The sequence below is a fragment of the Pseudomonas sp. Emmai genome (assembly GCF_055179735.1).
Map to the genome: position 1 here is coordinate 5,354,017 of NZ_CM143685.1, position 11,444 is coordinate 5,365,460.

At 50.3% G+C, this 11,444-nt stretch carries 11 protein-coding genes; 7 read left to right on the plus strand and 4 right to left on the minus strand.

Features of this window, described 5'->3' with window-relative positions; genetic code table 11:
* Positions 1-73: 73 nt before the first annotated feature.
* From ACY4LX_RS24570 to ACY4LX_RS24580, 3 genes are all read right to left on the minus strand, one after another.
* Positions 74-409, minus strand: coding sequence for a ComEA family DNA-binding protein (locus tag ACY4LX_RS24570; protein WP_149660086.1), 336 nt, complete (start codon positions 407-409; stop codon positions 74-76).
* A 112-nt stretch (positions 410-521) separates the two neighbouring features.
* A complete protein-coding gene (locus tag ACY4LX_RS24575) occupies positions 522-2,516 on the minus strand; it encodes a polysaccharide biosynthesis protein (protein ID WP_463258108.1) in 1,995 nt (664 codons plus the stop codon).
* 87 nt (positions 2,517-2,603) lie between these two features.
* A complete protein-coding gene (locus ACY4LX_RS24580; RefSeq protein ID WP_463258109.1) occupies positions 2,604-3,632 on the minus strand; it encodes an MraY family glycosyltransferase in 1,029 nt (342 codons plus the stop codon).
* A 324-nt stretch (positions 3,633-3,956) separates the two neighbouring features.
* Between ACY4LX_RS24580 and ACY4LX_RS24585 the strand changes: the two genes are divergently transcribed.
* From ACY4LX_RS24585 to ACY4LX_RS24615, 7 genes are read left to right on the plus strand one after another with little or no spacing between them, the layout of a single operon-like run.
* Positions 3,957-4,982, plus strand: a complete 1,026-nt coding sequence (locus ACY4LX_RS24585; protein WP_463258110.1) for a glycosyltransferase — start codon at positions 3,957-3,959, stop codon at positions 4,980-4,982.
* A complete protein-coding gene (locus ACY4LX_RS24590) occupies positions 4,982-6,139 on the plus strand; it encodes an FAD-dependent oxidoreductase (protein WP_463258111.1) in 1,158 nt (385 codons plus the stop codon). The genes ACY4LX_RS24585 and ACY4LX_RS24590 overlap by 1 nt, the downstream gene beginning before the upstream one ends.
* Complete coding sequence (locus ACY4LX_RS24595; RefSeq protein ID WP_463258112.1) at positions 6,136-6,873, plus strand: glycosyltransferase; 738 nt, start codon at positions 6,136-6,138, stop codon at positions 6,871-6,873. Before ACY4LX_RS24590 ends, ACY4LX_RS24595 begins: the two co-directional genes overlap by 4 nt.
* A 1-nt stretch (position 6,874) precedes the next feature.
* Positions 6,875-7,816, plus strand: coding sequence for an aldo/keto reductase (locus tag ACY4LX_RS24600; protein WP_463258113.1), 942 nt, complete (start codon positions 6,875-6,877; stop codon positions 7,814-7,816).
* 15 nt (positions 7,817-7,831) lie between these two features.
* On the plus strand, positions 7,832-8,221 hold the full coding sequence (locus ACY4LX_RS24605) for a GtrA family protein (RefSeq protein ID WP_463258114.1): 390 nt from the start codon (positions 7,832-7,834) through the stop codon (positions 8,219-8,221).
* Between the two features lie 27 nt (positions 8,222-8,248).
* Positions 8,249-8,746: a hypothetical protein gene (locus ACY4LX_RS24610; protein ID WP_463258115.1), complete on the plus strand. Its 498-nt coding sequence runs from the start codon at positions 8,249-8,251 to the stop codon at positions 8,744-8,746.
* A complete protein-coding gene (locus ACY4LX_RS24615) occupies positions 8,727-9,977 on the plus strand; it encodes a DUF6056 family protein (RefSeq protein ID WP_463258116.1) in 1,251 nt (416 codons plus the stop codon). Before ACY4LX_RS24610 ends, ACY4LX_RS24615 begins: the two co-directional genes overlap by 20 nt.
* A 254-nt stretch (positions 9,978-10,231) precedes the next feature.
* On the opposite strand, the gene ACY4LX_RS24620 is transcribed toward ACY4LX_RS24615, so the two are convergent.
* A complete protein-coding gene (locus ACY4LX_RS24620; protein ID WP_463258117.1) occupies positions 10,232-11,203 on the minus strand; it encodes an acyltransferase family protein in 972 nt (323 codons plus the stop codon).
* Positions 11,204-11,444 lie beyond the last annotated feature (241 nt).

An 11,444-nucleotide genomic window follows, 5' to 3' on the forward strand; every position in this document is an offset into this window, starting at 1 on the left:
CCGCTCACCCACGCTGGCGCCAGAACGAAAAAAGGCCGGTCAATGACCGGCCCCTTGGCGTTGATCTACAAGCTTAGTTCACTTCGAGCTTATCGCGATTCCTGTCCAGAATCGCCTTGCCGATCCCCTTCACTTCCAGCAACTCATCCACCGATGCGAACGGCCCATTAGTCTCACGATACGCAACAATCGCCCTGGCCTTGGCCTCACCGACACCCGCCAGTTCCCGCTGCAGCGTCGGGGCATCGGCGCCGTTCAGATCGATTTTTTCGCCCTGCGCCTTGGCGGCGACGTCCAGCACCAACGGTGCATTAACCGCTTCAGGCTTGGTTGCAGGTGCAGCAATGGCAGCGATAGAGGCGCTGGTGAGCAGGGCAAAAACCAGGGAGGAGAAATAACCAGTACGCATAAATGAAGCTCCATGACATCGATTGGGAAAGCAGCTTTTCCGAAGCTGCTCTCCAAACTTAGGCGATGACGTGGAGCTGTCAAAAGTGTGTACGTTACAGGATGTGAAACAATCAGGGTTCGAGACGGCGTTGCTGGTGGATCCAGTCGACGATTTCGCCGTCAGGGGTATAGCCGCTGACGGTTTCGCGCAGGAGTTGGCGGACGCGGGAGTAGTCGTCTTGTTCGACGGCATTGAGCAAATCCGTCAAACGCGCCTTCAGCACCTCCCAGCTCAGGTGATCTTCATGAGCACTCATGATCATCGGATGCTGAGTCGCCACAACGTTGTCACCGATCAACAACTCTTCGTAAAGCTTTTCACCCGGACGCAACCCGGTGAACTCGATCGAGATGTCACCTTGAAGGTTTTTCTCGGAACGAATACTCAAGCCAGACAGGTGAATCATCTTCTCCGCCAGTTCGACGATTTTTACCGGCTCGCCCATGTCCAGCACAAACACATCACCACCCTGGCCCATGGAGCCGGCCTGGATCACCAATTGCGCGGCTTCGGGGATAGTCATGAAATAGCGGGTGATTTTCGGGTGCGTAACCGTCAGCGGGCCGCCGGATTTGATCTGGCTGTGGAACAGCGGGATGACTGAACCGGAAGAGCCCAGCACATTGCCGAAACGCACCATGGTGAAACGGGTTTTGTTAACGCGGGAGACATTGGCTTTGTCACCGAACAATACCGGGGCAATTTCGCGGCTGAGGGCTTGCAGGGTCAGCTCTGCCAGGCGTTTGGTGCTGCCCATGACGTTGGTCGGACGTACGGCTTTGTCGGTGGAGATCAATACGAAGTTGGAAACACCCGACTGCAAGGCTGCCTGGGCGGTATTGAGCGTGCCGATCACATTGTTCAGGACGCCTTCGGCAATGTTGTGCTCGACCATCGGGACGTGTTTGTAAGCCGCAGCGTGGTAGACGGTGTCTACGCGCCAGGTTTTCATCACGTCGAGGAGTTTTTCCTGGTGGCGGATGGAGCCTAGGATCGGGAGCAATTTGACCGGCAGCGACTCGCGACAGCCACGCTGTTCCAGCTCGGAAAGGATGCTGTAGAGGTTGAACTCACTGTGATCGAAGAGCAAAAGCGTGGTGGGGTCAAGCGAGAATATCTGCCGACAAAGCTCCGACCCGATGGATCCGCCGGCGCCCGTGACCATCACAGTCTTGCCTTTGATACAACGCGCGAGCAAATCCGGTTGCGCGGGGACCGAGTCGCGGCCCAGCAAGTCGGCGATGTCCACTTCCTGGATGTCTTCGACTTTTACGCGGCCACTGGCCAGGTCGGTGAAGTTTGGGACGCTTCGAACGTGCAGTGGAAAACCTTCAAGCAGGTGCAGAATTTCCCTACGACGTGCGCGAGTCGATGATGGCAGCGCGAGGAGGATTTCTTGTGCGCCGGTCACGTCGATCATTTGTTGGATGTGTTTGGGCTTGTAGACCTGGAGGCCTGAAATCGAGCGATCCGAGATGCTTGGATCGTCATCGATGAACGCCACGGGGCGCATGACTCGCCCCATGCGCAGCGCAGCAACCAATTGATTACCGGCAACGCCAGCACCGTAGATGGCAACTTTGGTGAGACCGTCGTCGCGATTAGTGAACGGAACGTGCTGGGCGGCGGTGAACCAGTCCCCCATGAAGTACTGGCGCATGCACAGGCGCAGACCGCCGATGATGACGAGGCTTAGCCACCAGTAGTTGAAGATGATCGAGCGGGGAACGACGGCTTCATGGTTGCTGTACCAATAGACGACAAGCGCAAGGATCAGGGAAGAAAGACTAACCGCCTTGACGATCGCGATCAGCGCGTCATTGCCAAAGTAGCGCATGACTGCGCGATACATGCCAAAGCGTATGAAAAGCGGTATGGCTATGATCGGGGCGCAGACGAACAGCCAAAAATGAACCCTGAGGGGGTTGTACATATCATCGATGCCGAGGCGAACGATAAACGCGAGCCAGAGAGAACCCCAGACCAGAAAAACATCTGTGGCGACTTGAATCAGTCGTTTTTGCCTACGTGGCAAACCTAACAAAAAGGCACGTATTTTATCCATAAACCTCAACCGACCAGGCCCGTTCCTTGACGAAATCTGCCGTCATTGTACGGAATAATCCGAAACCATTCTGAATTTATCCAGTCATCAGCGCTTTACGGTCAACACCTCCATTTCTCCTGCTTTATACCTAACGGCTAATACCAGTAATGGGGTGTAGGCAATTACCACCCCAAGCGCCCCATCCAGCCCCAAAGTGGTCACGCAAAGCGCAAGGGGCAACAGCCATAACACATTGATCAACGCCACCGCGGTCGTCACTGGTAAATGTCGCCCGTATTGGCGGGAAGCGTACTGATAAGCGTGGCTTCTATGGGCTTCATAGACCTTGTCGCCACGCAATAGACGTCGTAACAAGGTAAACGTTGCGTCAACAATAAAAACACCCAGCAAAATCAACCACATCCACAGAAAACGCGGCTCGACCGCTGCGCCCTGAAGCGACAACGCCCCAAGAATGATTCCAAGGAATCCGCTCGCCGCATCGCCCATGAATATTTTTGCAGGTGGAAAATTCCAGAACAGGAAACCAAGTACTGACATCGTCAGTAGTAACGGCCCCCAAATCAAGCCTTGGTGCCCACTGACCCAGTAAAGCAGACAAGCGCCCAAGCATACGCAGATAGCCTCGACGCTAGCGATACCGTCAATTCCATCCATGAAGTTATAAAGGTTCAGCAACCACACCAGATAGAACAACGCCAAAAAATCTCCGGCCCAACGCAAGTTCAAGACCACTCCGGCCACTTCAATCGGAGCAAGCCCCCCTGTCCATGCCAGCACCCATGCAGCACCGGCAAAATGACCAAGCAAGCGCCAGCGAGCGGCAATATGGCCATGGTCATCCATGAAGCCGACGACCGCCACGAGCAAACCTGCCCCCGCAGCACCGAAAAAAAACGGGGTATCGACAAAGCTCCATCTCCACATTACCGCCAGGGACGTCAGAAACGCCACTACGATTGAAACGCCCCCGCCCCTTGGAGTAGGCACCGTATGTGAGCTGCGATCATTCGGTAAATCGAGCATGCTGCGTGCCAGCGCATATCGACGCAATGCTGCAGTCAAAACGAAAGAAAGGCCGCAGACAGCCGGTATGAGCCACCAGAAAATCATTGATCAGAACACTCCGAAAATGTAAGTCGGTACATGCAGCACATCCTCCCGCTGATATCGATCCGATACCATTGCGCGCACCTGGACCGCAGCCCGTCACGTGTACGATATTTGCCAAATTGATAAAGGGTACACGATGTATCGTGTAGTCGTGCACCGGAAGGTAGGTTCAAGAAGCGCTGAAACACAGGGTTTGTGAGCGATTGCAATCAAATGGCCACGAATGAAAAGAGTGACGTCCTCTACCCCGCAGATTAAGATTACGCGCTTTTTTTTCGAAAACATGGACGACGGCCAAAAGGTTGGCGTCTGGAGGAACTCTAAATGGTATTTTTCCCAGTATTTCTCTCGGTTGTGTTTGTTGTCCGCAACCAATCAAACCATATTGGAAGTGTCCTGGCAGACGCCGTCGAACGGATGTCCTCGCTCGTTAGCGATTACGAACTAATTGTTGTCGACAATGCATCGGATGATGACAGTATCTCGATACTAAAAAGTCTGACTGCCGAAAACGGCCTCCCCAACTTGCAAGTTTACGCACTGACCAAGGAAGTCGACACCGACACCGCATCCTGGGCAGGCCTGGAAAATGCCCTGGGCGACTTCGTAGTGGTGGTAGATCCTTTGGCCGACGACATCGCCTTTCTGCCCGAAATGCTCGATAAGGCAGTCAGCGGCGCGGACGTGGTATTCGCCAACAATAAACAAAAACCACCACAAAGCTTCGCTTACGAGACCGCCTACAAAATATTCAACAAGGTTTACAAATCATTCAACGGCATACATCTGGCCACCGAAGCGCCTCAGTATCGCCTGCTCAGCAAACGAGTGATCAACTTCATCCTGCAACACCCACAGCCCTCAGTGACCTATCGGCATCTTCCAGCCACAGGTGGGTTTGCTCGCGCCAATCTCGAATACAACTCCACCCCGCGAGTGACACAAGCCAAGCGTCTGCGTGAGAGCGTGGATCGGGGCATGCTGTTGCTGGTCTCAACAACTCGAGCCCCAATGCGATTAGTCACCTCCCTCTCACTGTTTGGTGCCATGGCCAATTTGGTCTATTCGTTTTATGTCGTCGCCAGTGCCTTCCTGAACCCGCATATTGCCCCGGGCTGGGTCAGCCTTTCTTTGCAACAGTCCGGCATGTTCTTCCTGATATCGCTGGTACTCATGGTGCTTGGGGAATACATCCTGCACATGACCAGCCTATCAAATGAGGGTCCGCTCTATCACATCGCACAAGAGTTCACGAGCGCGCGCATAACACGGCACGAAAAACTGAACATTGAAGAAGTCGCTTCCAGCCCGCCACCCTCCGCCCCGACTGCCGCTGGCCGAGTTGCCTGATGACATCTGATAACACGCAAGATGCAGTTGTCATCGGAGGGGGGTTTTACGGCGCGGCTATCGCCGTCTACCTGGCCAAACAACGCGGCATGAAACGCGTCACCTTGATCGAGCGTGAATCTACATTGTTGTCCCGCGCCTCTTACAATAATCAGGCACGCGTGCACAACGGCTACCACTACCCTCGAAGCTTCACCACGGCATACCGCAGTCGCATTAATTTGCCAAAATTCGTAATGGACTGGCCTGATGCGGTCAAGCAGGATTTCACGAAGCTGTACGCCATCGCTCGGCGCAACTCCAAAGTTACGGCTAATCAGTTTGAACGGTTTTATCGAGAAATCGGCGCCAAAATCGAACCGGCAAGTCCAGCCTTGCGTGCATTGTTTGAACCACGCTTGATCGAAGAAGTTTTTTTGGTTGAAGAGTATGCATTCGATACGACAAAGCTTGCTGAATGGGCGCGGCGCGAGCTGAGCGAAAGTGGTGTGGAAATCCGCTTGCAGACAAGGGCCATCGCAATATTCAACAGCCCTGAAAAGGCCCTGAGTGTTACCTTGGCCCCCAAAGGTAAAGCGCAAGAGCTCATCGACTGCCGATATGTATTCAATTGCACCTACAGCGGTCTCAATCAATTCGGCGGCGACTTTCCTGGTACACAAACAGGTTTGAAGCAGGAAGTCACAGAAATGGCCCTCGTGCAGGTACCGCCCGTGCTTCAGGAACTGGGCATCACGGTCATGGACGGACCGTTTTTCTCAATCATGCCGTTTCCTGCCCGTGGCTTGCATACCGTTTCGCACGTGCGGTACACACCTCACATGCACTGGATTGATGAACCGGATAACGACCCCTACCAAAAACTGGATACCTACGATCGCGCAACGCGTGTCGACCGCATGATTCGCGACATAAGTCGCTACCTGCCCTCGGCACTGGATGCCAAATACGTAGAATCGCTGTTTGAGGTAAAAACCATTCTTACCAAGAATGAAGGCGACGATGGCAGGCCGATCCTGTTCGAAAAACATAATGGACTTGCGGGGTGCTACTCGATCCTGGGTGGGAAAATCGACAACATCTATGACGTTCTGGAAAAGCTAGAAACTGAAAACCTCACCAGCACCCAGACATCCCTTTCAGAGCAAAGAAAATGAATGCATCAATTGAAATTACAATTCCCATCCTGAACGAAGAAGCAACACTTGCGGATCAAGTCAATAAAACCCACGACTACATCCTCAATAACCTGACAGATATTGGCGACATCCTTATCGTGCTGGCTGACAACGGATCAACCGATAGAACGCAGAAAATTGCCCGCGAGCTGCAAAATACACTACCCGGCGTCCGATACCTACGCTTGGAAGAACGTGGCGTCGGCCGTGCCCTCAAAGCCTCTTGGAGCCAATCCTCCGCTGACATTGTCGGCTACATGGATCTCGATCTGGCAACCGACTTACGCCACTTAAGACCGGCACTGGAAGCTCTCAAGGCGAACAACGCGGACATTGTTACCGGCTCTCGCCTCGCAAAGGGAGCCAAAGTAATAGGCCGAAAGCCTCTGAGGAACGTCACAAGCTTTGGCTTCAACTTTATTGTGAAGCTTATTTTCAATACCTCGTTCAGTGACGGCATGTGCGGATTCAAATTTCTGCAGCGGAAAATTCTCGGCCCGCTGATGAAAACCGGTGCACAAAGTGATGGCTGGTTCTTCGCTACCGAAATCCTGATCACTGGCGAACACTTGAAATACCGAGTGCTGGATCTGCCAGTCACCTGGACCGACGACCCTAATTCAAAAGTCAAAATCATCAAATTAGTCATCGAGTATCTGAAGGCTATGTTCTCCTTGCGTCAGCGCCTGAACAACACCAAGCCCGGAGCCTGACATGACACCGTTTGCACCTGACAACAAAAAACTGGTGTTGGGCACAGCACTTTGGGGCTGGGGCATAGATCGCCGCGAAGCCTATGAACTACTTGAACACTTCTTGCAAAGTGGCGGCAGCATTGTCGATACGGCCACCAATTACCCGATCAACAAGCACAAGGAAGATTTTGGGCTTGCCGTCAAATGGATGGCTGACTGGGTACACCAACACGGCGACGCCCACCTGGCGCTGACCATAAAAATCGGCTCCCGAGACAACATGGGTTCCCCCGATGTAAACCTCACGCCCGACCACATTGAGCGATCTGCCGATATCCTGAAGAATCAGTTTGGCAGTGCACTGTCCTGTGTTTCAATCCACTGGGACAACAGGGGCGAAGACGAAAACCAACTGGCAGCCATCACGCAAACAGTCAGGGCTATGTCGAAGCTGGATCAGGAGGGGTTTGGCATCGGTTTGTCAGGCATAAAACATCCAGAACTATACTATAAGGCCGACCCAATCCTGGCTGAAAAGTGGATAATCCAAGTAAAAGAAAACTTCATGACACGTGTTGCACGTGAGGCGTACCAAACATGGTTTTCGAAGGCAAAGTATCTTGCCTATGGGATCAACTTGGGCGGATTAAAAATCGAAGCTCCGAAGACAAACAGCTCAATAGAATTGCGCCAAATAAACATTCCGCAATTATTGACAGAAAAACTCGGAAACTTTCTTCATTCTAAACACGGGTTCGAACCTCGCCCCGCGACACTCAACGAACTCGCACTGGCCGCATCTTATGTAAACCCTTCGCTATCAGGAATAGTCATAGGCCCGAGGAATGTAGAGCAACTGCAAAACACCCTCACCTATTGGAAGTCTTTAAAAGAGCATGACGGCATGGCCAAAGGCCTTCAATTATTCACTCAACTCTCCAAAGACTTATCTTCCCTATAGGAAACCCCGCAAACTATGCAACCTCTAAAATACCTTTTTGCCGGCGTCGTCAATACCGTAATCGGCTACGGCGTATTCATTGTATTGGTCACTCTATTCAATACGGATCCGGCTTACGCTAACGCCCTTGGTTATGGAGTGGCGTTGATTGCAGCATATTTGCTTAACAAGATTTTTGTCTTTAACCAATCGGCAACTGACCGAAGCACGATTCCAAAATTCGTTCTTGCCTTTGTACTTTCATTTGCCTTAAACCAACTGGTGTTGATGATCGCCTATCAGTGGTTAGGGATTCGCGTCGAAATAGCACAAATTCTTGCGATGGCCACGTACACGGTGATTTTCTATCTTCTCAATAAAGAATTTGTATTCAACAAAAAAGCAAACCTGAGCCAACACCAATAAAACCAAAACGACAACAGGACGCACCCCGTGCTGAACACACACCTCAACAACAGACGCAACAACGTGCTGAATTTTTCCACTACTACGTACGTCTTCTCTATTATCATTTCGATTCTAACGGGGACCTTCCTCTTTTTTGTAAACAACGCGACCAGAATCACCAGCTTACCTACAGAACAAAATTATATTCCCGAGATAAAGGCCAACTTTGACAAGTGCGAAATCGGAGAGTCCTGGATATCAGTAGTTGGCTGGGCACTTATAAACCCACCCAGCGGAACAATAAAGATCCATATCATAGCCTCGGGAAAAAACGGGGCCATTGAACTGATCACGCGCCGACTGAGCAGAAAAGATGTGAGCGAGTTCCTACAGATAAAAAGCGAATTCAACTTGCACGGATTCTTTGCATCAGCCGTAGGCTACCAGCTCCGCGAGAGCTATGGCGATACCGTTAAGCTGTACATTGAAGATTCAAAAGGCGTTATGCATTACGGAGGCGAAAATGTCTGCACTACAATCTGAATCAAACACCAAAAAAATATTTATTTTTTTGCTATTCCTTGCATTTTTCTATTCTAGCTTCTACTTTAATCTGCAACTAAAACCTTTTTCAGACGACTACACATTCCTTTCAGTCGCCACGTCAGGCACGACGCCTCTAGCCTACTTACTTAAGCGCTACTACACATGGACAGGCCGGATAGCCATTGAAGGCATCATGTTTACAACTATAAACTTACCCACATTCTGGAAACTTGCGATCCCCAGCTTTTTGCTTTTGAGTGCTTATTCTACTTGGAAAGCTTTTTTCTCAAGTACACTCCATTACACCTACGGAATTATTTTCTGTATATTCCTGACAATGCTCATTAGCCACAGTGTTCTCAACACTACGGCGTTCTACGTCACAGGCTTCTACAATTACTTACTACCGGTTACATGTGCCGTTTTCGTTTGCACAATCTTCATGCGACCATCCGCCTTTTCAACACCAGAAAAAATACTCTCCCTCCCACTCGCCTTTATTGCATCGCAATCAGAACAAGGAGGGATCTCAATGCTCAGTGTTTTAGCGGTTTCTTTAATTTGGGATAGAAAAACCGCTTTGACCTATCGCTTCCTCATACTGGCGATAGCATTGTCCGGCTTTGCTTTTCTACTGTCTGCACCGGGAAACTATCTACGCTTGGCCTCAGAATTGCGGTACATGCCAGAGTTCACTGACTACTCTTTCTTCAAAAAGATATCAACGGGGTTTGACGTCTTCAACTACCATTTCACCGACCAAAAAAATCTGTATCCGAAAATAATAGCCCTGCTGTTGATAACTCTATCTATCGGCAAAGGCTTTCCTTTAAAAAAGCTGGCCTTCCTGCTTGTTATTTGTGGAGTGTTCCAAGGTAACATTTTTGGATACATATTCGATGTTGGAGGAAACGAATATTTTTCAATTCGCTTCTTAAATTCGGGATTTGGCCTTAACTACTTCGCCTCCTACACGCTAACACTCTTATCGCTAGTGAGTATTATCTACATAGTAAGAAGCGTCATCAGCGATAATAATAAATTCTACTTCGCATCCTTTCTCTTGCTACTACATGTGGCGGTAACTGCACTGGTTGGTCTCTCGCCGACGGCATATGAATCTGGATACAGAGTGCTATTGGCAGGCGACATGATAAGTCTCATGTTCATATGCATGTTACTTAAGGAAGAAATGAGACGACGCGCTGCAGTCGCTCTAAAAAGCTGACTGGAAAGAATGGTTTTCTGGCGCGCTTAAGAGGGCTACTTATTTAGCCCTCTAACACAGCCCAGGCCGAACGAATCAAGTTGTACAAGCCACTCCGCCCTAAGCTGTGCAATCAAACACCGCCCTTGCAGAGGGAGGAAAACTTTCACCTCCAAGCCACCAGCACGGCTTCTTGAGTCTTCGGCTCGTGCGCAATACACTTCGCCTTACGCTGCCCCTTTAGTGCTCCTGTAGAGCGCGTCGCTGACTTACGTTCAGACTGCCTCTTTTTTTTGAATGGCAGTTTCTTGTGATTCCAATTGAGCGTTTGCGGCACCCCGCAAAGGCTTTAGTTTGAGTGCCGGTTTTTCAACCAGATACCAACTGGCCAAACAAACTGCAAGCAAAGGCAGCGGGAGCCATATCGCCATATTGCTAGTAGTAGTCGCGATATCATGCCGTATCAAGTAAATAATAATTGGCATATGATATATGTAGACACCATAGCTAATATCTGGGAATCGGAATGGGACTACCTTAAGACCCGCCATGCCCACCCATACAACAGCAAACGCTTGAAAACTTACTTGGCTAAATAGGACTAACTGGGCGAAATACGGAATACGGTAATAAAAAATAACTGCAAATAGGAAAAACCACGGAACTATCGGATTGACCTTTAGCAAGGTATGACGGTGCAGGTATGCCAGATTACCAATGAAGAACGACGGCAAAAGGAACAATATTATTTGAGTGTGTCCATCAAGGACACGCCCCCAATACACGATTGCGGACGAAGCAGCCAACAATAGCCAAATAATTATCCGATGTTTGTAAGCACCGACCATCCAGAGTAAAGCCAGACAAAGATACGCGATCTCTTCCCACATAAGTGACCAGACGGGGCCATTGGCTACACCTGGCAATGTGTACAAGCCGCCTGTAATCCAGTTCAATAATGAGTTATATACCGCAAACCAGTCGAAAAGCACCCAACACAGAATCATTGAAACCATTAATGCCGGTAATAATCGCAGTGCTCTCTTTCGAATGAAGATACCCCACGAACCGGATTCCTCATAACTTTTTAGCACCAGAAACCCACTGATCGCCAAGAATGCGGGCACCGCCATAATATAATCCGCCCAATTAAACGCGACGTCGGTCATGGCCCAGCCGTGAACAAATACTACTTCTACTGCAAGTAATAAGCGAAGTAGATCAAAGTTTGGATATCTTATATTCATTGGCCTGCACTTCACCTAAATTTTTGTGCGCTCCTGCGAGTCGCCACAGTATCTGAAAAATAAAACACCCTACCTATTTACAGACTCCACGTCGAACGAAGCCCCAAAATACGGGCCGCCTCCCTGCCAGCCAGCACCAACGAGCTCCATGCCGCATGCGAGTTTTATGGGGTTATTACGGACAGGCTCGTTTCCGAGCGTATGCAACAGGACCCACATCTCGTTGACTACGGCCTTCAGA

What these genes read in the sequence shown, in the direction of transcription:
- ACY4LX_RS24570 (WP_149660086.1), bottom strand. Translation starts at nt 409, where the DNA reads ATGCGTACTGGTTATTTCTCCTCCCTGGTTTTTGCCCTGCTCACCAGC.
- ACY4LX_RS24575 (WP_463258108.1), bottom strand. Translation starts at nt 2,516, where the DNA reads ATGGATAAAATACGTGCCTTTTTGTTAGGTTTGCCACGTAGGCAAAAA.
- ACY4LX_RS24580 (WP_463258109.1), bottom strand. Translation starts at nt 3,632, where the DNA reads ATGATTTTCTGGTGGCTCATACCGGCTGTCTGCGGCCTTTCTTTCGTT.
- ACY4LX_RS24585 (WP_463258110.1), top strand. Translation starts at nt 3,957, where the DNA reads ATGGTATTTTTCCCAGTATTTCTCTCGGTTGTGTTTGTTGTCCGCAAC.
- ACY4LX_RS24590 (WP_463258111.1), top strand. Translation starts at nt 4,982, where the DNA reads ATGACATCTGATAACACGCAAGATGCAGTTGTCATCGGAGGGGGGTTT.
- ACY4LX_RS24595 (WP_463258112.1), top strand. Translation starts at nt 6,136, where the DNA reads ATGAATGCATCAATTGAAATTACAATTCCCATCCTGAACGAAGAAGCA.
- ACY4LX_RS24600 (WP_463258113.1), top strand. Translation starts at nt 6,875, where the DNA reads ATGACACCGTTTGCACCTGACAACAAAAAACTGGTGTTGGGCACAGCA.
- ACY4LX_RS24605 (WP_463258114.1), top strand. Translation starts at nt 7,832, where the DNA reads ATGCAACCTCTAAAATACCTTTTTGCCGGCGTCGTCAATACCGTAATC.
- ACY4LX_RS24615 (WP_463258116.1), top strand. Translation starts at nt 8,727, where the DNA reads ATGTCTGCACTACAATCTGAATCAAACACCAAAAAAATATTTATTTTT.
- ACY4LX_RS24620 (WP_463258117.1), bottom strand. Translation starts at nt 11,203, where the DNA reads ATGAATATAAGATATCCAAACTTTGATCTACTTCGCTTATTACTTGCA.